Genomic DNA, 25,689 nt, shown 5'->3' with positions numbered 1-25,689 from the left:
CAGGCCGATCAGGAAATTTCCTGATCGGCCTGTTGTTTGTGTTTATCAAGTCCGTTCCAAGCGAACGTTGCGGTTTGCTTGGAACGGTCTCAAAGCTTGCGTCGGTTTATGCTCTGAACGTTTTCAAGAAGTCCACGGCAAGCTTGATGTCCGCTTCCGGATTGGTCTTCACTTCGCGTTCGATTGTCAAATACCCGGTATAGCCGATATCTTTAAGGGCTTGCAGGTAAGCATTCCAGTTAACGCCGCCTTCGCCAAGCGGAACCTCACGGAACTTCTCGCCGGATTCCGCCATATCGGCAATTTTGTCATGGTCAAGCGCGGGTGCTTCATATCCGAAATCGCCGTATACGTCACGAGGATCGATGTAGTCTGCCAGCTTGATTCCGTCCTTCGCGTGCGTATGAACGATATAATCCTTCAGGTTGTATACGCCCTGTACTGGATCGTCCCCGGTGACCATGACCATGTTGGCCGGGTCAAAGTTAACGGATACGCCGTTGGAGCCCAGGCCGTCCAGGAATGATTTCAAGTGAGCCGAAGGCTCCGGCCCCGTCTCGATGGCAAAAAACGCGTTCATCGAGTTTGCGAAGGTGCTGAGCTCTACGCAGGCCTTATGCATCGTTTCGTATACGCGGCCGTTGTGATCCTGCGGCACGATACCGATATGGGTCGTAATGATATTGGTTCCAAGCTCCAAACCGAGCTCCATGATCCGCTTGGATTTTTCGATTTTGGCCGCATTTTCGGCAGGATCCTGAAAGCCGTGTCCGCCAAGGTCACCGACGAGGGCGGAAATTTCAAGTCCCAGGGAATCGATATAATCCTTCAATTCTTTTCGAGCGGAAGCGGAGAGGTTGGCTGGATCCATTTCGCCGTGAACGGCATAAATCTGTACGCCGTCCGCCCCGACCTCCCGTGCTTTGACAAGACCTTCTCTTACGCCAACCCGAAAGCTGTCAACGATAACGCCAATTTTGTTAGGCATGATAGGCTTCGACATCCTAATATCCCCCTTATATCATCCTTATGTGATCCATAAGCCTTCTGCCTTAAGCTTCGTTCCAGGCTTTACGGACATATTCCAAACCAAATTTAGCACCCGTGCGGCAATCTTCCATCCCTTCGAATTCAATCGAGATATAGCCGTCGTAACCGGATTCCTTCACGATGCGAACGACTTCCGGCATATCGATATCGCCTTGGCCGACAATCGCGCCACGCAGCCAGTTGCCGCTGGAGGTGTTAAACCAGCCGGATCCGGGCGCGCGGTTAGCCGGACGATAGTAGAAGTCCTTGAAGTGAACCATGGACGCGAGGCCGATGTTGTTCGCGACAGCCACGGTGGATACCTCGTCTGCACAGAGGAAGTTTCCGATGTCCAGGGTTGTTTTGAAATTAGGGTGGTTCACGGTCTGAACCAGAGCTTTGACGCGGTCGCTATGCTGAATGAAGTAACCATGGTTCTCCACGCTGGTGGTAATGCCGCGTTCTGCCGCGTAATCGGCAATGATGCGGCATGCATTGGCCAGCCGCGGAAGTTCCTCCAGGAAATGCGTGATGGACAAGTCCTTGGAAGAGCCTACGTCATGGCGCATCAGCTTGACGCCAAGCGCAGCCGCAATGTCCACTTCGCCTTTAACTCGTTCAATCTCCGCTTCATAAGCAGCGTCATCCAATTCCGCAAAATTGGCGCCGATGGCGTAGTTGGAGATTTCAAGCCCTTTGGAGGCGGCACGGGATTTGATCGTATCGATCAGCTCCGGCGTTTCCTTGAGGTTAAAGCCGAGCGGAACGATCTCGATATGCTCTCCGCCGATCTCCGCAACGTAGTCGATGACGTCGGTAATGGTCATTTCGCCTTTGTTCATGGCCTGGTACAGGCTGTACGAGCTTATTCCGAGTTTCATAGGAGAACTTCAGCCCCTTTCTCGGCGGATTCATAGATGCCGCACAGAATCTTCATGATCTCAACGCCGTCTTCAACCGGGCTGAGCGGTGTTGTGCCATTCTCGATACAGGAAATGAAGTGATTGACCTCGCTTTGGAAAGCAGCATCGAAGTCGAATCCCTTGTTGTCGGTTTGCGGCTGGATGTTGATGATGGTATCGTGCTTCTCGGTTACGATGGAAACCTCAGGGTCGATCTCGAATCCGCCCTTGTCTCCATACAATTTAACGGATTGCAGATTTTCCTTCGAGTGCAGCGTGAAGCTTACGTCCACCAACAAAGAGGCGCCGTTTTCAAAACGGATCATTGCATTCGCCATATCCTCGACGGTGTTCTTCTCAGCATCATAATCAGCTGCTTTATAGAAGGACAGGTTGCGCACGTTTGAGCGATTGCCCAGCTTCCGGTATGTATTGGCACTGACGGCAACCGGCTTCGGACGGCCCATCATGTACCAGCACAGATCGATGACGTGCACGCCGATATCGATGAGCGGTCCGCCGCCGGAACGTTCGATGTCGGAGAACCAGCCGCCCGGATTGCCGAGGCGGCGAATGGAGGAAGCCTTCGCGAAGTAGATCTCCCCGAATTCACCCTTGTCTGCAAACTCGCGGAGCATTTGAGCGTTAGGGTCATAGCGTCTTACGAAACCGACCTGGAGCATCTTGCCGGAGGATTTCACGGCCTCCTGTACTTGAAGCGCTTCCTCAACGGTGCGGCAAAGCGGTTTCTCAACCAGAACGTGTTTGCCGGCATTCAGTGCCGCAATGCTGATTTCGGCATGCGTATTGTTCCAGGTACAGATGCTTACCGCATCGATTTCCGGATCGGCCAGAAGTTCTTTATAGTCCGTGTAGACTTTGGTAGCGCCGTATTTTTCAGCTGCGCGCTGTGCTCTTTCTTCGTTTAAATCGCACACGGCGAGCAAATTCGCGTTCGCATGTTTTTGATAGGATTGCAAATGCATAGCAGAGATTGATCCAGTGCCAATGACGCCAACATTAATAGATTTCATGAGTTCACTCCTCTGAATTTACTGCATTACACTTTCGTATTATAATGCTTTTAGAGGAAGACACCATGATAAACCGTGCTGTTTGTTTGTACAATTGTGCTGTCTTACTGGAAGGAGATCAGAGCATTGGACAAAACACTGCGAGAACCGATGACGATGCCGGATCCTCAGTTTCCGATCAAGGTTCATCGTTGCGAGTTTGATGGCCGGGGACAGGTATTATTTAATCATCACTGGCATGAGCATCTTGAAATATTATATTTTGTTTCGGGGGAAGCGACGCTGGAATGCGGCTCGACCACCTTTACCGCCAAGGAAGGCGATATGATCGTCATTAACCGAAATGAACTGCATTATGGCCTCAGCCAGTCGGACCATTTGTTTTATTATGCGTTAATCGCAGATTTCTCGCTGCTGCAGAGCCATTCCCTGGATGCGCCCGAGATGAAATTCATCACGCCGATCACCCAGAACCGGCTGATCTTCGAGAACCGAATCAGCGGGGATGATGCGCTGGCGCCCATGCTATCCATTATCAAGGAGCTGGAACGGCAGGAATTCGGTTATGAGCTGGCTATCAAATCGGAGCTGTACCGATTGCTTACGCTCCTGCTTCGAGGTTATGTCGCAACGGTTCTGACGCAGGATGAATACGTCGAGCGGATGAAGAACGTCGAGCGGTTTGCACCGATATTCAAGTATATCGAGGAGCATTACCGGGAGGATCTGTCGGTGGAGCAGTTATCCGGCATGGCCGGCCTCAGCCGTTTTCATTTCAGCCGGTTGTTCAAGGAAATCAGCGGCCGAACCGTAACGGAGTACGTGAATGAAACCAGGCTCAACCGGGCGGATTACCTGCTCCGCGAAAGCCCGCTTACGGTATCGGAAATCGCGGCTGCTACCGGATTCAACGATATTTATTATTTCAGCCGGACCTTCAAGAAATATAAGCGGATGGCTCCATCGGCTTTACGGAAAAAGTGATCCCGGGGTTTTGCGGTTCTATCAGGTTCCATATAGACATAAATATAAAAGCGACATATAATGAGTAATCATATTGATTGCATAAAGCGGCGGAGACGACGGAGAACCCTTTTGCTTACATGCATACCGTATTTGGTATGCATTCCGAGCAGAAGCGGTTCTTTTTTTTAGATTATGAATGTAAAAGTTTTCAGCGAAGCTGAACCCATTCGATAATCGCAAGAAAAACGTCCACTAAATGCGGTCTGTCTTCTGTGAAGGTACGTCGATAGATGTTTTTCTTATTATATGTTGAGAGAGGAGAATGTCAGGTGGACACAAGCTTATCCGCCAAGATGCGGACCCGTTATTTACAGGACATGTCGGCAAAAAAGCTGGATGTGCTGGTGATTGGCGGCGGTATCACGGGGGCGGGCATTGCTTGGGACGCCAGCTGCAGAGGGATGAGCGTGGGCTTGGTGGAGATGAATGATTTTGCTTCGGGAACGAGCGGCAGATCAACGAAGCTGATCCACGGGGGACTCCGGTATTTGAAGCAAGGGGAAATCGGCCTGGTACGGGAGGTGGGCTCCGAACGGGCGCTGCTTCACCGCAGCGCTCCGCACCTGGTGGAGCCGATCCCCATGCTGCTCCCTATTTATAAAAAAGGCACCTATGGTTATTTTGCCAGCTGCGTCGGGTTGTATCTGTATGACTGGCTGGCGGGTGTCAAACGCAGCGAACGGCGGAAGATGTTTCGGAGGGAGAGCACCCTGGCCCTTGAACCGCTCTTTCGGAAGGAGGGATTGAAAGGTTCCGGTTATTATTACGAATACCGCACCGATGATGCTCGTTTGACGGTCGAAGTGGTAAAGTCTGCAAGGGCTAAGGGAGCGCACATCGCGAATTACGCCAAGGTTCGTGAATTCATTTATCGAGGAGGAAAAGTAGCAGGAGCACAGGTGGAAGACAAATTGAGCGGGGAGACCTATGCGATATACGCCAAAAAAATCATAAACGCCGCTGGTCCATGGGTGGATCAGGTCAGGCTGAAGGATCATTCGCTCAAGGGCAATCAGCTGCTCTTAACAAAGGGCGTTCACCTGGTGGTGGATCATGCCAAGCTTCCCGTACGGCAGGCCGCTTATTTTGATGTGCCGGGCGGGCGTATGATTTTTGCCATTCCGCGGGAGGGCAAGACGTATATCGGAACGACTGATACCGTCTATAAAGGGTCGATTGAGACGCCCGGCATTACCGAGGAAGACCGGCGCTATCTCATCGATGCGGTCAATCATGCGTTTCCGGAAGCAGGGCTGAAGCCAAGCGATATCGAATCCGGTTGGGCGGGACTGCGGCCGCTCGTTCGCGAGGAAGGAAAAGGTCCTTCGGAAATATCACGAAAAGATGAGTTGTTTATATCCGATTCCGGTTTGATCACGATTGCAGGCGGAAAGCTGACCGGATTCCGGAGAATGGCCGAAAAGGTCGTTAACCTTGCTGCCAGACAGCTTCAGGACGCTGATGGCACTATCTATCCTCCTTGTACGACGGATCGGGTTCCGATAAACGGAGGAGGCTTGAACGGACTCACCTATGCGGAAGCTCAGGAGAAGCTTATTAAACAGGGCGAATCCCTCGGCATCAGGCACGATGACGTGAGGAGCCTTATGACCAGGTACGGTACCGGTACCATTGAACTGTTTAAACGGATCAAGGCTGCTTCCGACAAAACAGAAGCTGTCGGATTTAGATTGCTGCGTGCCGAAATCGAGTATTCCATCGAATGCGAAATGACGATGAGTGCCGTGGATTTTCTGTTAAGAAGAACAGGCTGGATGTTATTCGACCGGCCCAAAACCGAGCGAGTCATTGCTTCGGTCATGAGCTTGATGGGAGAATACTTAGAGTGGGATTCTGAGGAAGTCGACAGGCAATGGGAGCTGCTGCAGGACCAGTTGCAGGCGGCATGGGGAGTAGCGGAAGGTAACAGAATGGAGCTGACTGCAGCTCCGACGGATCGGGAACACGTCAATGATGCGGTCTCCAAAGAAGAAGCCGGGCATCCATCGGCCGTGTCGGCGATGAACCGATAAGGTTTATCATCATGATGATCTTGTCAAATGTAAAATGTGGATGTAGTATAACCATATAAAGTTATAGAGCGGGCAGAGATGATGAGAAGCCCTTTGCATAACGAGAATCTTTCATTTGTCATGAATGAAGGTTTCTTCCATGCAAAGCGCTTCTCATTTTTTTGTATCCGCAAGGGACCGCCGGTCCAGGGACTAAAGGACATGGCGCTGTCATATGTATACCTTACGGACAAGGGCTGGAGATATAACAGGGATATTTGACCGGACCTGTCCCATGACGTTTGCAGGCGAAATTACAGATTGAACATGCAGAGGAGAACGAAGTATGGATCATTTTGCAGGGTATATTTTTGATTTGGACGGTACGATTTATCTTGGGGCCGAGGCCATCGACGGTGCGGTGGAGACCATTCATTACTTGCAGGGATTGGATAAGAGGCTGTTGTTTTTGACCAACAAAACGATAGACTCTAGGGAGAATTATTTGAAGAAATTAGCGAAGCTTGGCATTCAGGTTGAATTGAATCATATTCTGAATCCCGCGCTTGTTACGATTCATTATCTTCAGAAGCATCATCCGGACGCAAAAGTGTACGTCATTGGCGAGGATATATTGAAGGATGAGCTGCTGGACAATGGGATACGATTCGCCTCATCCCCGGAGGAAACCGACGTCGTGGTCGTATCGTGGGATCGGGATTTTCACTATCGTCATCTGGATTTTGCTTATCAGGCGATCAAGGGGGGCGCTGAGGTTATTGCTACCCACCCGGATCGAACATGTCCGATGCCTGGCGGCGATGTTCCGGATTGCGGCGGCATGATTGGTGCCATCGAAGGCACTGCCGGCATTACCATTACGACGGTCATGGGCAAACCCTCCGTCTTGACGGCATTGACGGCTCTTGATATTTTGGGAGTGAAGGCCGAGGATTGCCTGATGTCGGGGGATCGGCTGGAGACGGATATCAAGATGGGCAATCAGGCGGGAATGAGCACGGCTTTGGTGCTGACCGGGGTGTCGACCAAGGAGGATCTGATGGACAGCAGCGTGAAGCCCACCTATGTGCTGAATTCGGTTCACGATATTTATCTCAGCGGTACTGCCTTGCAGCAGGCAAACGAAGCGCAATGACGAGTATCTACAAAAATATGCCGGGGCAACGGGAGAATTGGAGAGGTTGCGGCGGCAACGAGGTGAAGACATGAAAACCAGTGTTGAAGGTGCACAACGAATTTCGTATTGCTTGAAGCGTAAACCCATTATTACTTCATTAATGAATGCGGATGAACTTCCTGCCGTGTTAGCGACCGAATCGAACATCGTATTTATTCTCAAGACCGATATTTTTATCATTGAATCGATCGTCGAGGAGATTCGCGAGGCAGGCAAGCTTTCGTTTGTGCATTTTGATCTGATTGAAGGGATCGGCAAAGATAAGACGGGAGTTAAGTACTTGGCTGAGAAGGTTGGCATCGACGGGATTGTCACGACAAAAAACACGGCGATTGTGGAAGCAAAGAAGCTGGGCTTGTTAACGGTTCAGCGTCTGTTCGTATTTGACTCCGTCTCCCTGGACAACGGGATCAAGATGATTAAGGCCTCCAATCCCGATGCCATTGAAGTGCTCCCGGGCATGGTGTGCCAGCGGATTATGGAACGTATTCGCGCAGAGGTGGACGTGCCTGTCATTGCTGGGGGGCTCATGATCGATTTGGAGGATTTTGATACGGCTCTAAAGAGCGGTGTAATCGGCATATCCACCTCCAGCAAAGAGTTATGGCGCTGGCAGGATGAACATATGGCATAACGAAGAGCCGCCTTACATGATGAAGATGGGTGGAGATTAGGAATGGATGTGTTTCAACTGGATACGGAGACCATGCTGATGCGGCTGCTGTTCGCTGCATTGCTCGGCGGTTTGATCGGTTGGGAGCGGGAACGCCGGAATAAGCAGGCCGGGTTAAAAACCCATCTCTTGGTGGCCGTCGGATCGACGCTGATTATGCTGACTTCCATCTACGGGTTTGATTCTGCACTGATCAATCATCCCAATGCGAGGTTTGATCCTGCCCGGCTGGCGGCACAAGTTGTAAGCGGTATCGGTTTTCTTGGTGCCGGAGCCATATTGCGGCGTTCCAATCATATCATTTCAGGTCTGACCACGGCCGCCACTTTATGGGTGGCAGCGGCTATCGGTTTAAGCGTGGGCTCCGGTTTTTACTGGCCTGCGATCATCACGACAGCGATCGTTCTGGTCAGCACGCTGGTGCTGAATAAATTGGAATCGAGGTTTCTCTTTATCAAAAAGTCCGGCAGCTTAAAGATTATCATCGAGGCGGGTGACCGTCCGGTACATGTGAGCACGATTACGGAATTGCTGCAAAAGGCCAATATGACGGTGGAAGGCATGATCGTGAACAATGACACGACGGAAGACGATTCGACCAAGGTCACAATGGAATTCCGGGTATACTCGTTCAACAGCAAGGGAATTAACGGATTGTTCGAGCAGTTGTGGCAGGTAGAGGGGATTAAGCAGGTTCGCATGAACTGGCGTGATTGAGGACTCGGCGTTGCTTCGTTGCTTGATAGGGGAGTTATGGACCGACATATCATGGAACATGAAGCGGTGAAATGACCTGTAAAAGCTGAGCCCGGGGGGGAACCCGGACTCGGCTTTTTTTGGTTTTCTAATGGATGGCGGAAGCATTGAGTGACGAGTCGCCCCTGCTCCGCGCTTTCGTCCAGTTAAAAGCCGAGATGCTTCTGGCTATCAGAAACTGGGCTGCATAATACGTGGTCATGATCCATACGTTCGAATAAAGGATATCGGAAACAAACATGTTCCAGGACAGGATCGAGTCCGAGATGACAAAGAGCAGACTTCCAAGCATGGCTAACCGGTTTCCGGTCATGACGGAGGTCCAGAGCATGGTCGAAATGACCGCAATATAAGCGATGACGGGAAATATCAAAGCCTGCTCCCCATTTGAGTTGAGAGAGGTCACCAATTGAATGCCCATCCAGACGGAATAGGCCGCAATCGGAACGATGCTGAGGAGGCGGGGAAGCGAATATCGCCATTGTCCCAGAAAGCCGGCCGTATAGAACAGGTGACCGATCAGAAAAAAGGTAAGGCCGACGACAAACCAGATCAGCGTACCGTCACCGATCATGCAGAAGAACAGTCCCGATAACAGAAGATAGTGAACTTTCGTGGCACGGGGCGGGAATTGCCGATATGCAAACAGGATGATGAGCCACATGGGGATGAGCTTGAACAGCAGTTTGACGAGCATGGGCTCGGAAGGAATGAAGAAAATGTAAAGCAGACTCATGATCAGGATGAATAATGGCAGCAGATATCGTTTCAATAAGAATCCCCCCGGTAGAAATATAATCTCATGCTTAGACAAGTTCTTCCTCAGCGACTCAATTCCTCTTTCCTGATCCTTGACTGTATAAAAGGTATGTTGAGTAAATATAAATGGGGGGTTAGGCATAGCGAACCTGGGGCGTGAGGGGAGTGCATATCCAGTGGCTGCACGGAGTAATCGGCAATTGCTTTATGGATGGGTCTATGGGTTATAGACATTTTATAATGGAAATGGAAAAAGAGATAGTGAACTGAGCAGAAGGAGGGGATAGTTTGTGATGAAGAAACGTCAAGGAGTGAAAAAGCTGCTGGCCGTTATGATGGCGGCAGCGATAGGGATCGCCGGTTTCCTGTTTGGAGGAGAAGAAGTTTGGGCTTCGGGCACATCTTCAGACAAACCTATTGAAATTAGGGTGAATGGCGGCAAATTGCTGCTGGATTCGCCTGCTTTTATTCATCAAGGGAGGGTGATGGTGCCATTCCGCGGCATTTCGGAAGCTATGGGTGCCGAGGTGCGTTGGAATCAAGCCGATCGGTCGGCGATCGTGAGCAATGGCAAACATACGACGAGTTATACCGTTGGGCATACCCGTGCCGTGAAGGACGGCAAGGTCGTGACCCTGGATGCTCCGCCTCTTCTCAGGGAGGGACGGGTTTACATCCCGCTCCGTTTCTCGGCTGAAGGGCTTGGAGGCAAGGTATCCTGGGATAACAAGGCTAAAGAAGCTATGATTTATCCGCTGCTCACGCCGAAAGAAGCAGAAGCCGCCCTGTCCAAAATCAGTGCTGAAGCGATCGCATTTTTGAAAAACAAGGATTTTGAGAAGCTGGCCGAACTCGCTCATCCAGACGGAATCACCTTTTCTCCGTATGCTTACGTCGACCGGCAGAAGGACGTAACGCTCAGCAAGCAGCAGCTGCGGCAGGGATTGAACAACGACGCCGTTTACCGATGGGGTGAGTTTGACGGCAGCGGAGAACCGATTTCGATGACTCTTGATGGCTATTACAAGAAATTCATTTATTCGCTGGACTTTGCGAAGGCGCCGTGGATCGGATATAACAAATCGAAGAGCGAAGGAAATACGGTGAACAATGCCAGCAGCCAGTACAGTGAGGCCGGCATCGTGGAGTATTATTATGATGGAGTTGATCCTGATTATGCGGGCATGGACTGGGAAAGCCTGCGGCTAGTGTTTGAGCGGTATGAGGATCGTTGGGTATTGTCCGGCATCATACATGATCAATGGACGATCTGAGACTGGCCTGATTAGTCGAAACCATGATGAAATGATGGTTTCGACATTTTTTTTGAAAAAATGCTTGCTTTTTAGCTTGGGGCGTAATATACTCTTAATTACGGTGATCAACACGATCACGACTTACATAATATGCGGTCGTGGCGGAATTGGCAGACGCGCACGGTTCAGGTCCGTGTGGGCTTACCCCCGTGGAGGTTCGAGTCCTCTCGACCGCATCTATGAAGCAAAGCTGTTTTTCAAGTGGAATTCGACTTGAAAAACAGCTTTTTTCGTTCCTCTTCATGTGGAAATCGCGTTATACTGAATAAGAGCGACCGTTCCGTATGAGGGTGATGGAATGGGACGAATAGCGTAAATAGCCGTTTTGGTATTTAGAACATAAGGGGTGTGATCGCATGATAAAACCTCGAAACAGGATGGGCTTTATGCTGATGATGTTGATCGCAGTCAGCGTAGCTGTCGGATGTCAGCCATCGGATAAAGGGAATGGGGCCGGGTCTTTGCCGACTGAGGCATTGGGAAATTCCCACAAGGGAGATATTCCTGAGACAACGCCGCCTTCCGGCACGGATGAAACCTCAGGCCATACGGATGGCAGCGCAGGAAACGGTTCCGCAGCAGACACGCAAGAAGATCCAGCGGCAGAACCCGATGTGGATTTATCGGATGTGACGGCAGTCCGGCTCGTTAATCATAACTCAGGCTGGATCGGCGGAGAAGGCTGGATTGCTTTTAGTGATGACGGAGGCACCGAATGGGAGGTTCAAGCTCAACTGAAGGGCACAGTACGCCAAATCTTTGCGCTGAACGGAATGCAGGCCTGGACCGTGATGGAGAATAACGATCTGTACCGTACAACGGATGGCGGAGAAACATGGAACCGGATAGGAAGCACGCCGAATGCCGGCTTTCTCCATTTTATCTCGCCCGAAACGGGATTCAGCGGTCAAGCCAAAACCGAGGACGGAGGCAAGACCTGGAGCATTCAGGATATGCCGGATACGACCACCCGAGGCCATGACCAAAGAGCCGCCATTGACGGAGTCGTTCAACATTTCAAAAACGATGGCGTTAAGCCTGGGAAATGGTACGTTATAAACGAGACGAAGACCCATAACTAATCATAACAAAGCAGACCGGAAAATTACCGGCCTGCTTTTTTTGAGCTTATGCCTGAACGTTCAGCAAGAATCAGGCAGAACGACGAGCCTCACATGGTTTTTAAGGGAGCTCTTTGAATATTCTTCGGGAGCCTGCCCAAAGACCGGCTGCAATACCGAAAAAACCGAAGAGGGATACCAGGACCATCAGATTGTAGGAGTGCCATCCGAGCAGGAATCCGATGCCGCTTCCCATGGTCGTTCCAGCCAGCAATCCCAGTGAAGCGCCAATTTCCTTCTGACGCAGCTTCATTGGTCAGTCACCTCATTCCTGGATGCTTTCGTACGCCCGATGTTACTTGTATTCCCTGAAAACCTCAAACTATGCCATGACACAAAATAAGCCCGGCTTGGCCGAATGGAGTCCGGCAAGCAGAGCATTTGTGTCAGATCATAAGTATGGTTACTGGTTTAACGGCTAGTTTTATCGGGACTCTTGCTTCAGTGCGCAATCTGCGAATAACACAGACTTAGGGATTCGAAAGAACTGTTCCGCTTTCTCCTGAAATGCTGCTGAAGGTACGGTGCCTTGGTGCAGCCATTTGCGGAACGTGCCGGGATGCACGCCGATCCAGCGGCTGACATCGCTCACCGACAAATCATGAACCATGCACAGGCCTGTCAGAATCCGATTGCTGACCGGAGAGCGTGTCAGGGTGCGTTTCATGAATCGGGAAGGCGCTGGCTGACAGATCAAGGGCGACTTGTCCAGCAATTCTTCTCTGAAGAGAATGTGGCGGGGATAACCCAAGTAGTCGCAGGCTTTCTCCAGGTTGTTTTTTCCGGGAACGCGTCCCTCATATACCCAGGCGCTGACGCTACGGGAGGATACTCCCAGTTCCTCGGCCAATTGCGACAATTTGATATCGTTGGCCATAAGTACGGCTAGCAGGACGCGGTTACGAATTTGGCAGCGGGTCGGCCGACGAAAGCGCTTGACTCGCACGCCTTTCCCCAAATATTTACGGTTGATCAGGGACCACGCCTCAATGGAGTGTTTTTCTTGCTGCAGTTGTGTAGGCATAATTCCTCCGATTTTTTTTAACACAATACTACAATATTCGACACTAGCTTTTCAATAGCCAATCACTAAACATTTGTTTCCATTTCGTTGTTACATGATTTATGGAGCCGGTGCGGTGGTTCGATAGACCTACAATGTGTATTTGGTCTTGTTGGAACATTGTTCGTATTTATATAAAAATTAACGATCATTCCCCTGTATAAATCGAAATTTATCGCAAAAGACGAACAATTTCAAATATTCGTATTGACTCATTCGTAATTCCGTTTTATATTAACTATGGTTGTTGAAGAGAAAAATAGGCTTATTCGTATATCCCTGAAAATAAGGTTCAGGGGTTTCTACAAGGGACCTTAAATTCCTGACTACGAATAGGGTGCGCAAGCATACCTATTCGGAGCAGGATTTTTTTGTGCCTGAAATCGGTGTGCGCAAACGACAGTCAAACACACAGGGGGATATGATGAGCAAATATGATGTTATCGTTGTTGGTGCCGGTCCTGCGGGAATTTTTGCATGTTATGAGCTGACATTGAAATCACCGGGCAGCAGGGTGCTGCTGGTTGACAAGGGACATGATATTTACCGGAGAAGCTGTCCGATTCTGGAGGAGAAGATTAAGCTGTGTCCTCCGGCGGTAGGCCGGAAGGAATTCGCCGGTTGCCTGCCGGCCTGCTCGATTACGGCCGGATTTGGTGGAGCCGGGGCATACAGTGACGGCAAATTCAACATAACTACAGAGTTTGGCGGCTGGATGACCGATTATTTGCCCGGATCCAAAGTCATGGAGCTCATTCAATATGTGGACGCCATCAACCTGGAGCATGGGGCGACGCCTGCCATTACAGATCCGACGACCCATGCGATCCGCGATATTGAACAGCGAGGATACGCAGCAGGCCTTAAGCTGCTTCGCGCACAGGTAAGGCATCTTGGAACCGAGCAGAATTTGGAAATCCTGAAGTCGATTTATGAATATTTAAAGACAAGGATTGATATGGCATTCCGGGCGGAGGTCGAGGACATCGTCACCGTCAAGGAGGACGGCACCCACCGCGTCACCGGCATCGCGATGAAGGGCGGAGAGGTCCATGAGGCGAATCTGGTGATGGTTGCCCCCGGCCGCGACGGGTCTGCCTGGTTGACCGGCATTCTTAAAAAACGCAGATTGAAAATGCATAATAACCAAGTGGATGTCGGCGTGCGCGTCGAAACCTCGGATGTGGTCATGCGTGAAATCAACGAGCATTTGTATGAAGGCAAATTCATCTTCAACACTTCGGTCGGGACCCGCGTGCGGACATTCTGCAGTAATCCTTCCGGCCATGTCGTGGTGGAAAACCACAGCGGCGTCATGGCCGCCAACGGCCATTCCTACAAGGATCCGGCGTTGGGCTCGGCCAATACGAACTTTGCGCTGCTGGTATCCCATAAGTTTACGGAGCCGTTTGATAAGCCTAACGAATACGCGCGCGAAATATGCAAGCGGGCGAATGATCTGTCCAGCGGCGGGGTCATCGTGCAGAAATTCGGCGACGTGCTTCGCGGCCGGAGATCCACCGAGGGCAGAATCCGCGAAGGGTTTCTTGAGCCGACGCTGAAGGAAGCCGTTCCAGGCGATCTTGGCTTGGTGCTGCCTTACAACACGATGAAAAGTCTGATCGAGATGGTTGAAGCGCTTGATCAAGTCACGCCGGGGATCGCGTCGGAGCACACGTTGTTCTATGGCGTCGAGGCCAAGTTTTACTCCGCAAGGCCGAAGCTGTCGGATTCCTTCGAGACGGAGATCAAGGGGCTGTATTGCGGCGGGGATGGCGCCGGAATTACCCGAGGGCTTGCTCAGGCAGGAGCCGCCGGGGTCTGGATTGCCCGGAACATGCTGAACCATATTTAGCGCATAAATCCAAATGACCGGCTTTTTTAATAGGATGTTCATTCAGGAGCACGTTCTGGCGCCGTCCAGTCGATGCTCCTGTTTGGTTATAACTGGAGAGCCTTGTATGTTCCTCATGTACGTGGGAGCGATTTCTTTTTCCGGTCGAACGGGGTATGATAGATACGAGAGTTTTAGTTTTACATATATGCTAGAGATGGAGGAACGGACGATGATTAAACATATTGTTTTTTTTAAATTGAAGGATCCAACCGCAGAGAATATTGAGAAAACCGTGCAGGTGCTGCGTGACATGGACGGGAAAATTCCGATGCTGAGATCCCTTGAAGCGGGTGCCGATGTGATCCGCTCCGAGCGCTCTTATGATTTGGCTTTGATCGTTGAAGTGGACAATCTTGAAGCTTTGCAGGCTTATGCCGTTCACCCCGTACACCAGGAAGTGATCCAATACATCAATACGGTGAAAGATCATACGCTTAGCGTTGATTTTGAAGTGTAGGCGTAGATAGACTTACAACAACAGGCTGGAGGAGATTTGCGGTGTATTATGTGAATCAAGAGCAAATTGAACGGCGGCTGAACGCAATTCCGGACATTGCGGAAGGTTTGCGGGCCGCGGCGCAATCTTGGGACGGAGGCCTGGTGCTGGGCCTGGTTCAGGAGCGTGCGCTTCATCTGGCGATCGAGGTCGTCACGGATGTGGGCAGCTACCTGATCGACGGATTTATTATGCGGGATGCCAGCAGTTACGAAGATATCATGGATATCAATCATGAGGAAAAGGTGTTTCCGCAAGAGGTTCATAAGGTTCTGATGGAGCTGGTTCGTTTACGTAAGCCGCTCGTACAGGACTACTATGATTGGGACCGGCAGGCGTTGCATTCTTTAACGCCCGTACTTCCCGATGTGCTGGAGCAGTTTGCGGGAAACGTTCGCGAATATTTAAAGAACGAACTGTACTGATGGCTGCTTAGCTTAGCTTGAATGATTTCTCCCATGCCCGCATGGGCTCGTTCATCTATATGACTCATGGAAGAACAGACCTTCAGGGAATCCTCTGAACGGTCTGTTTTTTGTTGAATTCGTACCGTTGCCGGCATGTTCCTTGAGCGGGCGGGAATATTCGTTGTTCTCTGGCCGAAATAAAAAGATCGCCGATGTTGTGTCAAGACAAGCCCAACCTGCTTATAATGCATCAAGCGACTAGGCATTCGCCCGGTCGGACGAAAGGAGGAGTTCCCGATGACAGAATGGAGTGCGCTGGCCGCTGCCGCCGGCATCGTGCTGATCGCGGTTGCCGCGGTGGTCATGATGCTGTCGATTAGAAAGCTGATGCGGCGGGCTGAGACCATGCTGGGCCGGCTTGAAGAAGACAGCGCCCGATTGGCACAGGAGGCTTCGCAAGTGCTTGAGCAGGCTTCCGTCTCTTTGGAGATGATACAGCGTCAGCTGGCAGCCGGCGAAGCTTTTGCCGCTTCCATGTCCAGTGCAGCGACAGCCTTAGCCAAGACGGCCGATGCGGTTCATGCTGTTGGGAAAAAAGCTTCCATAACGGCCATTGAGCATCTGGAACGTGCTCGCCTCGATAATGAACGGCAGATCGGGGAGATGTTCCGTTGGGTGGATGCCGGGATGACGCTCTGGCATTCCTGGAACAAATATGCCTCCAAGTCCGGCGAAGGGCAAGCCAAATAGAAGGAGAGATGGGATATGAAAGAGAAGAGCAAAGGACTCCTCTGGGGAGTATTGATCGGCAGTGTTGCAGGTTCTATTACCGCACTTCTTCTGGCTCCGAAATCCGGCAAAGAGCTTCGGGATGACATTGCTGACGGCGCACGCGGAATCGGTGCTAAGGTGCAGGAGGCAGCGGAGAAGGTAGGAGAGCAGGGAGTTAATCTGATCGGCATCATGACGGATCGTGCCGAGCATGTCATCTCCGACATTCAGTCCTGGCGGAACCGGCAGGAGAGCTGGCTGGCAGAAGAGGAAATCGCACAGGTGTCCTCGTTTGATGAGGATTTTGAAGAAGAGGCGTATGTGCCCTCTGTTTCGGAAGAGAAGATCAACGATTAAAACCAGGATCATCAGTCTTCAGCACATCGATTACGGGAATAAGGATCACGCCAAAATACATGAAAAGCCGGGGCGGCGCCAAACGCCCCGGCTTTGCTGCGTTTAGGTGTTTAGCATGGTCAGGCGGGATTATTGTCCCTTGTTCCTATAATGGAAATTCGGCGAATGCATGTCATTATGATAGGATGCATGAAAAATATGCGTGGTGGCCGGCGAAACCGGAGGAATCAGCCAGCTCCAGTCTCCGGTAAGCTCGCGCCCGGCCTGCGCTTCACGCCGTTCGAACAGACCGAACTGGGCTGCAGCCGAGTGATGGTCCACGATGCTGACGCCCGCCTTTTTGTAGGAATAGAGCACGGCCACATTGAGTTCGACCAGGGCACGATCCCTCCACAAGGTGGCTTCGCTTGAAGTCTCCAGTCCCATCAGCTTGGCGATGAGCGGAAGCTTGTTGTAACGGGCCTCATCTGCGAGGTTGCGGGCACCGATTTCGGTTCCCATATACCATCCGTTGAACGGAGCGGCCGTATACGTAACGCCCCCGATCTCAAGCAGCATGTCCGAGATGAGAGGCACCCCGTACCATTTTAACCCTTCCTCTTTAAGCTCCGGAAGATCAGGATGCTCCAGGCAGACCTCCAGCACGGAGGATTTCGGTATCGGCAGCCACTCGGGCGGCTCATTCCCCTGCTGCACCACCAGCGGCAGCACATCATGGGCGGTCAAGTCACCCTGCCAACCCATCTCCATGCATTCCTTCGTGAAGGCGATCGAAGCCGGGTCGCCAATCGTGCCGTCCGGCGTTTCGTAACCCGCATACCGAATCAATTGATGGTTTTTGATCATTAGGGGAGCTTCCCCGGGACGCGCAGCTCTGAAAATGGTAATCGTAGGTATGATCTTTCCGCCATTGGTGGCACTCTCGATATGGTGGAGAAGCGCCGAAAAGATGTCGGAGGTCTTCGTTAAGTGTCTGGCATCAATGACCTTCAGGCGATCCCAAAACAGTCTCCCGATACAGCGGTTGCTGTTTCGCCAGGCCATTTTGGCCCCGTGCGTCAGTTCCTCTATCGTATGTTCATATGTACCTGTCCGCTCGATCTGTGAGCGGATGTCGCGGATCCGGGACTGCACTTCTTCCCCGGTCCGGTTTAACTCTGCATAACAGAGCCCGATAAACTGCTCCGCAGCCTGAAAAAGGCCCGTGCGATGTATGCTGTCATTCACGTGAGATTCTCCTTTTCTATACGCGCGCTTACTATAGTATAAACTACCTAAGCTCCACATCTGGAGCAAGAGTCCTACAATTGCTTGAACATCGTATCCAAGGTTTTTCACAACGGCGCCCTTGTTGAAGATAGGGGGGAATTGGGGTAAGATTTAAGGTACATTTCGATCCGAAATGACATATGGTATCACTGTAAACCATGAATTTGACAAGAAGGAAGCGGTGGGTTCGTGCAGCAAGCAATCGCAATACTAGACTCGGGTGTGGGCGGGCTGACTGTCGCCAAAGAAGTGATGAGACAGCTCCCGAGAGAGAAGATTATTTATTTCGGAGATACAGCCCGCGCACCCTACGGACCCCGTACACCGGAAGAAGTCCGTTTATTTACGGAGCAAATCGTAGATTATTTAATTCAATATGATCCCAAAATGATCGTTATCGCCTGTAATACGGCAACGGCGGCGGCGCTTGATTATATTTCGTCCAAAGTGCCCGTGCCGGTCATCGGTGTCATTCATCCAGGGGCACGAGCCGCCATAAGCGCAACGAAGACCGGACACGTCGGCGTGATCGGTACGGTCGGAACCATTGGCAGCGGAGCGTATACAGCGGCTCTGAAACAGCTGTCACCATATATCGGGGTAGAGAGTCAAGCCTGCCCCGAATTGGTACCGCTCGTCGAACACGGATTGTTCCGGTCCAAGGATTCCCTGCAGGTGGTGGAGCGATCGCTACGAGGCATCAAGGATACCTCCATTGATTGCCTGATCCTGGGTTGTACCCACTATCCGTTTCTCATGAATACGATTCAAACCGTCATGGGGCCGAATGTGAAGCTGATCAGCTCCGCCGATGAAACGGCACGCGAAGTCAGCACGATTCTGTACGATAAAGGCCAACTCGCGAGCAGCATGGAAGGGCCGGTGCATCAATTTTTCTGTACAGGAGATCCGGAGATTTTTCAGAGCATTGCAACCGAATGGCTTGGTGAGCATATCAAGCGGACGCCGGTGGTATGGCAGATTACGAAGCTATAATTCACGGTTCATACTTTAAAGCTTATTAGAATGATTGCGAATACGAGAATGCGAGGCAGGCAGGACAAGGGATGGGGCCCTTTCCTGCCTTTCTTTGGTTTCACGATCGCCTTCATACGATAGGAAGGGGCTTGGCGCCGTTTTCGATCAGCTGCATTATTCATGTCGGACAAGCGGCTGCTCATATACATGCATTGGACACTAATTGAAGCGGCTTAGCCGCGGAAAGGAATCCATTATGCAGCAATATGTCGTACAGAAAGGCGATACACTAAGACGCGTGGCTGCCAGACATGGTCTGGCGTATGAACAGCTGATTACGGCAAATCCATGGGCCGCCCAGCAGCCGTATCTCCAGCAGGGACAAATGCTCTATCTTCCTGCATCGCTGCGCCGGCGGTATGTCATTCAGGAGCATGATACGTTTGATCGTATTGCCAGTGCGTTCCGGTTTCGCAAGGAAGCCTTGGAAGAATTGAATCCCGGTTTATCGGCTAATCAGCTGCCCCAGGGAAAAACGATCGTTCTGCCGGGCCCAACGCATAAGCATTTGATACGGTTAACCGGCGAATATGGGCCGGGGGATCTGGAGCGCGATATCCAAGAGATGCAGCTGCTTTACCCTGCCATCGAGTGGAGCGTCATCGGACGGAGCGTGCTCGGCAAACCCATATATGCGGCCAAAATCGGCAAAGGCCCGAAGAATCTTCACATGAATGCGGCGCTGCATGCCAATGAATGGATCACCACTCCTTGTCTGATGCGATTCATGGAGGAGTACGGCAGGGCGTTGGTCCAAGATTCAACGGTTTATCATCAGGAACCGACGGCCTGGTACCAGGACTATACGCTGTGGGTTGTCCCGATGGCAAACCCGGACGGAGTAGAACTCGTACAAGAAGGAATCACACCTTCTCATCCCTATTATGAACGTCTGCTGGAATGGAATGGCGGTCGCGAGGACTTTCGCCGCTGGAAGGCGAATATCAACGGCGTGGATTTGGGGGACCAATTCCCGGCGCATTGGAACGAGGAAGTTGCTCGCAGGGGCAAAACGCGTCCTTCTCCGCAGGATTATGCGGGGGCTAAGCCGCTGAGCGAGCCGGAAGCCGAGACCGTCTATCAGCATACCCTGTCGATCTCTCCGGAACGAGCCGTTTCCCTTCACAGCCAAGGCAGGGAAATTTATTGGAATTACAGGGACTACGAACCTCCGGAAAGCGAGAACATGGCCAGAATAATGGGTCAGGCGGGCGGTTACAGGCCGGTGAAGCTTCAGGGGAGCGATGCGGGCTACAAGGATTGGTTCATTCAGCATTTCAGGAGACCGGGCTTTACGGTGGAGATCGGTTATGGGATTAATCCGCTGCCGCTCGAGGATTTCGAGGACCTGTGCGTCGAGGTGGGATCGATCCTATCGGCGTTCATGTCTTTGGAATAACCTGATAATGAAACGAGAAGCATTCCTAAACGTATACAAAGATAGAAGAATCGGCCGCTGCTTGTCATGGATCAAGGCAGTGGCCTCTTTTCGCCCTATGATTGATTGCGGGCCGCATAGGAATGGCCGGGATTTCTTAGAGATTCAGGAATTGGGTAATATATATTCATGCAATTGGAATGGAGGTATGCACCATGAAGTGGAGAAGATTATGGTCGCTTCGGCGCTGGTCGCACGTATTCCAGCGGATATTCGGGTACTTGGCCTCTTCCCGGGTTGCTTTAGGGGACAAGCTGTTATTCCTGGTTCCGGTTGCGCTGTATTGGGTACTGCCGGATTTCATGCCTTTCCTGCCGATCGATGATATCGGAGTCACGATGCTGCTGATGAACTGGTTCGTATCCCGCGTCGAACGGAAATATCCGGGTTTGCTCGATGAGAACCAAGGCACGGTCAAGCGCGCAAGGTAAGCGGCCTTCAGTCAGCGGCAATACGGACAGAACCCTTGCGAAAAAGTCGGCAGGGGTCTACAATAACATATTGAATGAAACATCCGTGAGGAGATGAATATACGTGAAATGTAAAATTACCCGCAATGCGGCCAAAGTGATAAAGCGAGAGCTGGACAAGGAAGAAAACAAGGACAAAAAACTTCGCGTGCTGGTTACCCATGCGCATGGCGATCATGCCCACTATGGACTGGATCTGGACACACCTAAGGAAAGCGATGTCGTCGTATCGACGGATAAAGAGATCGACGTCATTTTGGAGGCTGGACAACCTTTTTTGGACGGCGTCAAAATCGACTATCTTTATTTTCCCGAGGAAGGCTTTGTCATTACGAATCCATCCCAAGGGAATCACGGCGACCACTAGGATACTTCAGAACAAAGAAGGTAATGAATAATGGCTAATGATATTCGCGTCTGCGAGAAATGCAGGCATACGAAATTGAAGACAATCATCCCGAAGATTCAGAAAATGGTGCCGGATGCCGACATTAAGATCGGCTGCAAATCCTATTGCGGTCCTTGCGGCAAACGCGCATTCATTTATATCAACGGCCGGTATGTCAGCGCACCTACAGAGGATGAGGTGCTGGCAAAGGCGCTGCCGTTTGTGAAGTAACCAACGGGCTGTTCGGGCCCCCAATCGAAGATTCATGGATTTCCCATTTCTACGGGTATAGTTCCTGGCTCAGCCATCCATGCTAAGAGGGCAACAGGAACACGACTTTAGAAGGGAGCATCCGTCATGAACAGTCACGATTCCAGTCTTCACTCCAACAGTCCAAGCAACAGCGCGTTAGATTCCGTGGAGAAACTGCACCGTGCCGTATCCTCGGCCATGTCTCATCCGACGGAACAGTTAATTCAGCAAGCGGAGAATTCGTTATCCCATACAGAGCAAGCAGTCGCTCAGGTGATCGAGCAGGGGAACCGAAACGCCGTGGAATTGGCGGAAGAGTTGTTAGGTGAAGAGAAGGAACGCCTGTCCAAGCTTCGTTCGGCTAAAAAGTAAATCATCCTGTGCAAGCCCGTTCCAGAGCTTTCAAGCTTTGAACGGGCTTTTTGGCCAACTTATATGAAGCTGGGGCGGCCATCCTAGAAGAAGCTCAGGTGATATGTGGTGAAGCGTTTGCCAAGATGGGAAACCGACTCGAGTCAGTGCTCTATTGGGCAGGGTGGAAGAAGCAGGCGGCAAGAATAAGGGTCTTCTTGTAAGGGGACATGGTCTTATCGAAAATCGCATTAAAAAACAGGCTGATCATCATGATCAACCTGTTTTTTTGGTTAAGCGGGGCGCCTGGGTCTTGGGTTGAACCTAAATCGAAGCTGTTCTGTTACTCCATTTCACCCTTGCCCTGTGCTTTAAATAACTTCAACAGATCGTACGTGATGACTTGGTCCGAGATTTGCAGCTGCTTCCGGGTTTCGTCGTACCCGTCACGGCAGGCCTGGATATCGGTTGGCTGACGCGTTGTCAGATCATAACAGGTTCCACCTTCCAGCCCGGCCGTTTCAGAAGGCAGGTAGAACACCTTCTCTTCGGAAAAAGCGCCGCTGCGCAGCGGAATCAGACGCGGCTTATCATCAAACAGATGGCCCCCGATCCAGTAATACGGGGCTTCCGATACGCCGAGAAGATGAAGGATGCTCGGCGTCACGTTCATCATGCCGGCGGCCTCGGGATATACTCCGGCATTCCCGCCGTCAGGCAGGCGAATGAGCAGGGGGACCTGGTTCATGATCTGTTCCATGTCGAGTGCGTTCAGATCCCGTCCAAGAAACTTCTCATAGTCCGATATTTCCTTGATCGAATTATCGTGATCGCCATAGATGAGCAGTATGGTATTATCCCACAGCCCTTGCTGCTTCATCTGCTCCTCGAACTGGCCGAAGGCTTCGTCCACATAATGGATCGACTGCAGATAATCCCCGAACATCGTGCCTTCAAACTCTCCAGTATCCAGCTTGCGGGCATCCTTCGGGACATAATACGGATGATGGCTCGTTAACGTAATCAGGAAGGAATAGAAGGGCTGCTCGATGCCTTTCATACGATCCAGCGATTGCGCGAAGAATGCTTTGTCGCTCAGCGACCATCCGAGCACATCGTTCATTTCATAATCCTTCTTGCTGTAAAAACGGTCATAGTTCATTTCCCGATACATCGTCGTCCGGTTCCAGAAGCTGCTGTCATAGGCATGGAACACGTTTGCTGCATAACCCTGCTCCTTCAGAATCTCCGGAAGAGTATCGTACTCGCGGTCGGCATATCGCGTAAACACGGAACCCGTGGGCAGGGGAAGCAGGGAGCTGTGCGTGACAAAGTCCGCATCGGACGTTCGTCCTTGCCCGGTTTGATGGTAGAAATTGCTGAAATACATGCTGTCCTTCATCAAACGGTTGAAGTTGGGGGTGATTTCCTGCCCCCCAATCGACTGGCCAATGACAAAATTCATGAAGGCCTCCGTCTGGATCATGATGACGTTGCTGCCTTTATACTTGCCGAACAAAGCCCCGGTACCGGATGCTTTCCCATGCTTGGCATCAAACCATGCCTTGACCTGGTTGACCTCTTCATCTGCCAGCTTCGGCTGGCCGATGAGATGATCCCGGCCGTAACGGTACAGATCATATCCGTGAAAACCGATCAGTCCCGTCACGTTATATAGCGTAATATTCCACCAATTGCCTTCAAAGAGGCCGACAGCCCAAGTATCGGACGCTTTCTTGATGGGAACGAAAGTCATCACCATGCCAAGGATGAAGACGAGCGTACCAGCTGCCAACCGGCCAAACACCCGTTTCCGCCGATGCCGCTGAAATTCACCCGGGAACCCGTACGTTTCGGAGGTCGATGTCCGTTTGCGGAACACCATCACGGCCGTAAACGGGACGATGACAAGCCAATCGATAAAAAAGAACAGGTCGACGCCGTGTATAAGGGAACGGATGCTGTCTCCGAGCGAGCCGACTTGCCCGGCCTGCATGAGCACCGGCACCGTTATGAAATCATCGAAGTACCGGTAATAGATTAAATCGGCGTACAGGATCCCCGTCCATACCAGATTCAGTAGGGTTAATGAAGCAAGCCGGCCTCTTGCCGGGAGCCATAAGGTCCAGAAGGAGATCAGCAGGAGCGAGCCGACGGCGATCACATAGTCGGCCCGGTCCAGCTTCATGTTGGCAATATGGAGCTGATGATCCAGCATGATCAGCTTGTACATCATGAGGATAAGGAATAACAGATAGGCGGTGTAGCGGTAATGCAGTCCTCTGGAGACCCGGCTGCGGATATCGATCCATGACGGCGATGAGAGCACGAGGGTATCCTCCTTTATCTAAAACTATAACATTCTCGAAACGTTGTCTGATTTCTATGCAAGAACGTAGATAGACGCTTTTCTAATTATAGCTTGGCCCGGCATGAATTCAAACGGCGATGCAGACAAAAAAGCCGCCCGAAGGCGGCGGTTCAAGCGGCGTCATGACTTTATTCCGCCGATTTGTTACGCGGTGGCAAGGGCCCCAGATATTGATAATACTGGCACTCGATCCGGCCGTTGAACAGCTTGCGGCGCTTGTCCGCCTTGCGGCCGAAGTAATGCTCGAATTGCTTGGTCGGGCTGATCGCGAAGAAGGACCAGGTCGGAAGCGAATGCATGACGGAGCCGAATTGGCGGATCAAACGTTCAACTTCCTCTTTCTCGCTTAACCGTTCGCCGTAAGGCGGATTAGTGATAATACAGCCGAATTCGCCATCAGGGATGGCTTTGGCCGCTGGAAGGACCTTGAAGTCGATTTCGCCGGCAAGGCCCGCGCTTTTGGCAGCGGCTTTGGCTACTTCGATGGCTTTCGGGTCGATATCGCTTCCTGCGATATGGAGCGGAATATCGTCCTTCACCGCATCAAACGCCTCCTCGCGCGCATCCTCCCACAGGCTGTCTCCGATGATATCCCAGTGCTCGGACGGGAACGACCGGCGCAGGCCAGGCGCAATGTTCCAGGCCATCATAGCAGCTTCGATCAGGATCGTGCCCGAACCGCAGCACGGGTCATACAGCGGGCGATGCGGGCCCCAGCGGCTTAACTGAAGCAGGGCGGAAGCCATCGTTTCTTTCAGCGGAGCTTCCGTCACCAGCTTGCGGTAACCTCGTTTATGCAGGGCTGGCCCTGTCGTATCCAGCGTCAGGATGGCTCGATCCTTCAAGAGAGATACCTCGACTACATAACGGGGACCGTCCTCGGGGAACCATTCCGTGCGGTGCGAGAGCTTCAGCTTCTCCACGATAGCTTTTTTCACGATGCCCTGACAGGCGGGAACGCTGCTAAGCTGCGATTTATGGGAACGTCCTTCCACGGGGAATTCGCCATCCGCCGGAATCCATTCCTCCCACGGCAGCGCTTTGGTTCCTTCAAAGAGCTCGTCGAAGGTCAGGGCCGTAAATTCCCCCATCTTGACGAGGATTCGGTCCGACGTCCGGAGCCATAGATTGCAGCGGCAAATATCGATCAGGTCACCCGAAAAGGTAACTCTTCCATTCTCTACTTCCATGTCGGCATACCCGAGCTCTTTCAACTCGCGGGCAACGACGGCTTCCAGCCCCATCGGGGCCGTCGCGATCAATTGTAATCGAGGCATTAACGATGTCAACTCCAT

At 51.6% G+C, this 25,689-nt stretch carries 27 protein-coding genes, 1 tRNA gene and 1 riboswitch; of the genes, 19 read left to right on the top strand and 9 right to left on the bottom strand.

The features are described 5' to 3' along the window. Positions 1–106 precede the first annotated feature (106 nt). From RB297_RS11760 to RB297_RS11750, 3 genes are read right to left on the bottom strand one after another with little or no spacing between them, the layout of a single operon-like run. Positions 107–1,003 carry a sugar phosphate isomerase/epimerase family protein gene (locus tag RB297_RS11760; protein WP_145037202.1) on the bottom strand — a complete coding sequence of 299 codons (897 nt, stop codon included), beginning with the start codon at positions 1,001–1,003 and terminating at the stop codon, positions 107–109. 49 nt (positions 1,004–1,052) lie between these two features. Then, positions 1,053–1,910: a sugar phosphate isomerase/epimerase family protein gene (locus RB297_RS11755; protein ID WP_015736733.1), complete on the bottom strand. Its 858-nt coding sequence runs from the start codon at positions 1,908–1,910 to the stop codon at positions 1,053–1,055. Continuing rightward, complete coding sequence (locus RB297_RS11750) at positions 1,907–2,965, bottom strand: Gfo/Idh/MocA family protein (protein ID WP_015736732.1); 1,059 nt, start codon at positions 2,963–2,965, stop codon at positions 1,907–1,909. The genes RB297_RS11755 and RB297_RS11750 overlap by 4 nt, the downstream gene beginning before the upstream one ends. Positions 2,966–3,091: 126 nt before the next feature. Here RB297_RS11750 and RB297_RS11745 point away from each other — a divergent pair, with 126 nt between their 5' ends. The 5 genes from RB297_RS11745 to RB297_RS11725 all read left to right on the top strand — a co-directional run bounded on the left by RB297_RS11745 (position 3,092) and on the right by RB297_RS11725 (position 8,591). Continuing rightward, the gene (locus RB297_RS11745) at positions 3,092–3,949 is read left to right on the top strand and encodes an AraC family transcriptional regulator (protein ID WP_096776080.1); all 858 of its coding nucleotides are present in this window, start codon (positions 3,092–3,094) and stop codon (positions 3,947–3,949) included. A 311-nt stretch (positions 3,950–4,260) separates the two neighbouring features. Then, positions 4,261–6,024: a glycerol-3-phosphate dehydrogenase/oxidase gene (locus tag RB297_RS11740; RefSeq protein ID WP_375120493.1), complete on the top strand. Its 1,764-nt coding sequence runs from the start codon at positions 4,261–4,263 to the stop codon at positions 6,022–6,024. A 325-nt stretch (positions 6,025–6,349) separates the two neighbouring features. After that, positions 6,350–7,159, top strand: coding sequence for an HAD-IIA family hydrolase (locus tag RB297_RS11735; RefSeq protein WP_015736729.1), 810 nt, complete (start codon positions 6,350–6,352; stop codon positions 7,157–7,159). A 70-nt stretch (positions 7,160–7,229) separates the two neighbouring features. Next, the gene (locus RB297_RS11730) at positions 7,230–7,835 is read left to right on the top strand and encodes a glycerol-3-phosphate responsive antiterminator (protein ID WP_009593577.1); all 606 of its coding nucleotides are present in this window, start codon (positions 7,230–7,232) and stop codon (positions 7,833–7,835) included. 42 nt (positions 7,836–7,877) lie between these two features. Beyond that, positions 7,878–8,591, top strand: a complete 714-nt coding sequence (locus RB297_RS11725) for an MgtC/SapB family protein (protein ID WP_009593619.1) — start codon at positions 7,878–7,880, stop codon at positions 8,589–8,591. Between the two features lie 127 nt (positions 8,592–8,718). On the opposite strand, the gene RB297_RS11720 is transcribed toward RB297_RS11725, so the two are convergent. Continuing rightward, a complete protein-coding gene (locus tag RB297_RS11720) occupies positions 8,719–9,402 on the bottom strand; it encodes a lysoplasmalogenase (RefSeq protein ID WP_375120492.1) in 684 nt (227 codons plus the stop codon). Between the two features lie 280 nt (positions 9,403–9,682). Here RB297_RS11720 and RB297_RS11715 point away from each other — a divergent pair, with 280 nt between their 5' ends. The 3 genes from RB297_RS11715 (at position 9,683) to RB297_RS11705 (ending at position 11,787) form a co-directional block, all read left to right on the top strand. Further along, positions 9,683–10,663 (top strand): copper amine oxidase N-terminal domain-containing protein, encoded by a 981-nt coding sequence (locus RB297_RS11715; protein ID WP_375120491.1) that lies wholly within the window; start codon positions 9,683–9,685, stop codon positions 10,661–10,663. A gap of 134 nt (positions 10,664–10,797) precedes the next feature. Further along, positions 10,798–10,881: transfer RNA gene (locus tag RB297_RS11710), tRNA-Leu, on the top strand. A gap of 180 nt (positions 10,882–11,061) precedes the next feature. Then, complete coding sequence (locus tag RB297_RS11705) at positions 11,062–11,787, top strand: WD40/YVTN/BNR-like repeat-containing protein (protein WP_375120490.1); 726 nt, start codon at positions 11,062–11,064, stop codon at positions 11,785–11,787. A 100-nt stretch (positions 11,788–11,887) separates the two neighbouring features. Here the strand turns inward: RB297_RS11705 and RB297_RS11700 are convergent, their stop codons facing one another. Both RB297_RS11700 and RB297_RS11695 read right to left on the bottom strand, forming a co-directional pair. Next, entirely contained in the window at positions 11,888–12,079 is a 192-nt protein-coding gene (locus tag RB297_RS11700) for a hypothetical protein (RefSeq protein ID WP_090909398.1), read from the bottom strand. 171 nt (positions 12,080–12,250) lie between these two features. Next, positions 12,251–12,850, bottom strand: a complete 600-nt coding sequence (locus tag RB297_RS11695) for a helix-turn-helix domain-containing protein (RefSeq protein WP_009593788.1) — start codon at positions 12,848–12,850, stop codon at positions 12,251–12,253. 288 nt (positions 12,851–13,138) lie between these two features. Continuing rightward, a riboswitch (purine riboswitch) is annotated at positions 13,139–13,238 on the top strand. Between the two features lie 75 nt (positions 13,239–13,313). Between RB297_RS11695 and RB297_RS11690 the strand changes: the two genes are divergently transcribed. The 5 genes from RB297_RS11690 (at position 13,314) to RB297_RS11670 (ending at position 16,817) form a co-directional block, all read left to right on the top strand. Further along, entirely contained in the window at positions 13,314–14,744 is a 1,431-nt protein-coding gene (locus RB297_RS11690; protein ID WP_096776075.1) for an NAD(P)/FAD-dependent oxidoreductase, read from the top strand. 211 nt (positions 14,745–14,955) lie between these two features. Beyond that, on the top strand, positions 14,956–15,243 hold the full coding sequence (locus RB297_RS11685) for a Dabb family protein (RefSeq protein WP_375120489.1): 288 nt from the start codon (positions 14,956–14,958) through the stop codon (positions 15,241–15,243). A 41-nt stretch (positions 15,244–15,284) separates the two neighbouring features. Continuing rightward, positions 15,285–15,707 (top strand): DUF86 domain-containing protein, encoded by a 423-nt coding sequence (locus tag RB297_RS11680; protein ID WP_009593787.1) that lies wholly within the window; start codon positions 15,285–15,287, stop codon positions 15,705–15,707. 279 nt (positions 15,708–15,986) lie between these two features. Further along, positions 15,987–16,439 carry a DUF948 domain-containing protein gene (locus RB297_RS11675; RefSeq protein ID WP_096776074.1) on the top strand — a complete coding sequence of 151 codons (453 nt, stop codon included), beginning with the start codon at positions 15,987–15,989 and terminating at the stop codon, positions 16,437–16,439. A 15-nt stretch (positions 16,440–16,454) separates the two neighbouring features. Continuing rightward, on the top strand, positions 16,455–16,817 hold the full coding sequence (locus tag RB297_RS11670; protein WP_375120488.1) for a YtxH domain-containing protein: 363 nt from the start codon (positions 16,455–16,457) through the stop codon (positions 16,815–16,817). 129 nt (positions 16,818–16,946) lie between these two features. Here the strand turns inward: RB297_RS11670 and RB297_RS11665 are convergent, their stop codons facing one another. Further along, complete coding sequence (locus RB297_RS11665; RefSeq protein ID WP_375120487.1) at positions 16,947–18,044, bottom strand: nitric oxide synthase oxygenase; 1,098 nt, start codon at positions 18,042–18,044, stop codon at positions 16,947–16,949. 231 nt (positions 18,045–18,275) lie between these two features. Between RB297_RS11665 and racE the strand changes: the two genes are divergently transcribed. The 6 genes from racE to RB297_RS11635 all read left to right on the top strand — a co-directional run bounded on the left by racE (position 18,276) and on the right by RB297_RS11635 (position 22,044). Then, positions 18,276–19,082, top strand: coding sequence for a glutamate racemase (gene racE, locus RB297_RS11660; protein WP_009593789.1), 807 nt, complete (start codon positions 18,276–18,278; stop codon positions 19,080–19,082). A 238-nt stretch (positions 19,083–19,320) separates the two neighbouring features. Continuing rightward, on the top strand, positions 19,321–20,523 hold the full coding sequence (locus RB297_RS11655; RefSeq protein WP_375120486.1) for a M14 family zinc carboxypeptidase: 1,203 nt from the start codon (positions 19,321–19,323) through the stop codon (positions 20,521–20,523). A 194-nt stretch (positions 20,524–20,717) separates the two neighbouring features. Next, positions 20,718–20,993: a hypothetical protein gene (locus tag RB297_RS11650; RefSeq protein WP_192571020.1), complete on the top strand. Its 276-nt coding sequence runs from the start codon at positions 20,718–20,720 to the stop codon at positions 20,991–20,993. 103 nt (positions 20,994–21,096) lie between these two features. Next, the gene (locus RB297_RS11645) at positions 21,097–21,399 is read left to right on the top strand and encodes a HesB/IscA family protein (protein WP_009593786.1); all 303 of its coding nucleotides are present in this window, start codon (positions 21,097–21,099) and stop codon (positions 21,397–21,399) included. A gap of 30 nt (positions 21,400–21,429) precedes the next feature. After that, on the top strand, positions 21,430–21,651 hold the full coding sequence (locus RB297_RS11640; RefSeq protein WP_015736716.1) for a YuzB family protein: 222 nt from the start codon (positions 21,430–21,432) through the stop codon (positions 21,649–21,651). Positions 21,652–21,777: 126 nt separating this feature from the next. Next, a complete protein-coding gene (locus RB297_RS11635; protein WP_009593780.1) occupies positions 21,778–22,044 on the top strand; it encodes a hypothetical protein in 267 nt (88 codons plus the stop codon). A 322-nt stretch (positions 22,045–22,366) separates the two neighbouring features. Here RB297_RS11635 and RB297_RS11630 read toward each other — a convergent pair whose 3' ends face one another. Further along, complete coding sequence (locus RB297_RS11630; protein WP_375120485.1) at positions 22,367–24,352, bottom strand: LTA synthase family protein; 1,986 nt, start codon at positions 24,350–24,352, stop codon at positions 22,367–22,369. A gap of 170 nt (positions 24,353–24,522) precedes the next feature. Continuing rightward, positions 24,523–25,671: a THUMP domain-containing class I SAM-dependent RNA methyltransferase gene (locus tag RB297_RS11625; protein ID WP_375120484.1), complete on the bottom strand. Its 1,149-nt coding sequence runs from the start codon at positions 25,669–25,671 to the stop codon at positions 24,523–24,525. Positions 25,672–25,689: the final 18 nt, after the last annotated feature.

The sequence above is a fragment of the Paenibacillus sp. CR_12 genome (assembly GCF_041953985.1).
GTDB lineage: Bacteria > Bacillota > Bacilli > Paenibacillales > Paenibacillaceae > Paenibacillus_AQ > Paenibacillus_AQ lautus_A.
The sequence above is the reverse complement of the archived record's forward strand: the minus strand, read 5'-3'. Positions and strand labels throughout refer to the sequence as shown.

What these genes read in the sequence shown, in the direction of transcription:
- RB297_RS11760 (WP_145037202.1), bottom strand. Translation starts at nt 1,003, where the DNA reads ATGTCGAAGCCTATCATGCCTAACAAAATTGGCGTTATCGTTGACAGC.
- RB297_RS11755 (WP_015736733.1), bottom strand. Translation starts at nt 1,910, where the DNA reads ATGAAACTCGGAATAAGCTCGTACAGCCTGTACCAGGCCATGAACAAA.
- RB297_RS11750 (WP_015736732.1), bottom strand. Translation starts at nt 2,965, where the DNA reads ATGAAATCTATTAATGTTGGCGTCATTGGCACTGGATCAATCTCTGCT.
- RB297_RS11735 (WP_015736729.1), top strand. Translation starts at nt 6,350, where the DNA reads ATGGATCATTTTGCAGGGTATATTTTTGATTTGGACGGTACGATTTAT.
- RB297_RS11730 (WP_009593577.1), top strand. Translation starts at nt 7,230, where the DNA reads ATGAAAACCAGTGTTGAAGGTGCACAACGAATTTCGTATTGCTTGAAG.
- RB297_RS11725 (WP_009593619.1), top strand. Translation starts at nt 7,878, where the DNA reads ATGGATGTGTTTCAACTGGATACGGAGACCATGCTGATGCGGCTGCTG.
- RB297_RS11715 (WP_375120491.1), top strand. Translation starts at nt 9,683, where the DNA reads ATGAAGAAACGTCAAGGAGTGAAAAAGCTGCTGGCCGTTATGATGGCG.
- RB297_RS11705 (WP_375120490.1), top strand. Translation starts at nt 11,062, where the DNA reads ATGATAAAACCTCGAAACAGGATGGGCTTTATGCTGATGATGTTGATC.
- RB297_RS11700 (WP_090909398.1), bottom strand. Translation starts at nt 12,079, where the DNA reads ATGAAGCTGCGTCAGAAGGAAATTGGCGCTTCACTGGGATTGCTGGCT.
- RB297_RS11695 (WP_009593788.1), bottom strand. Translation starts at nt 12,850, where the DNA reads ATGCCTACACAACTGCAGCAAGAAAAACACTCCATTGAGGCGTGGTCC.
- RB297_RS11690 (WP_096776075.1), top strand. Translation starts at nt 13,314, where the DNA reads ATGAGCAAATATGATGTTATCGTTGTTGGTGCCGGTCCTGCGGGAATT.
- RB297_RS11685 (WP_375120489.1), top strand. Translation starts at nt 14,956, where the DNA reads ATGATTAAACATATTGTTTTTTTTAAATTGAAGGATCCAACCGCAGAG.
- RB297_RS11675 (WP_096776074.1), top strand. Translation starts at nt 15,987, where the DNA reads ATGACAGAATGGAGTGCGCTGGCCGCTGCCGCCGGCATCGTGCTGATC.
- RB297_RS11670 (WP_375120488.1), top strand. Translation starts at nt 16,455, where the DNA reads ATGAAAGAGAAGAGCAAAGGACTCCTCTGGGGAGTATTGATCGGCAGT.
- RB297_RS11655 (WP_375120486.1), top strand. Translation starts at nt 19,321, where the DNA reads ATGCAGCAATATGTCGTACAGAAAGGCGATACACTAAGACGCGTGGCT.
- RB297_RS11650 (WP_192571020.1), top strand. Translation starts at nt 20,718, where the DNA reads ATGAAGTGGAGAAGATTATGGTCGCTTCGGCGCTGGTCGCACGTATTC.
- RB297_RS11640 (WP_015736716.1), top strand. Translation starts at nt 21,430, where the DNA reads ATGGCTAATGATATTCGCGTCTGCGAGAAATGCAGGCATACGAAATTG.
- RB297_RS11635 (WP_009593780.1), top strand. Translation starts at nt 21,778, where the DNA reads ATGAACAGTCACGATTCCAGTCTTCACTCCAACAGTCCAAGCAACAGC.
- RB297_RS11625 (WP_375120484.1), bottom strand. Translation starts at nt 25,671, where the DNA reads ATGCCTCGATTACAATTGATCGCGACGGCCCCGATGGGGCTGGAAGCC.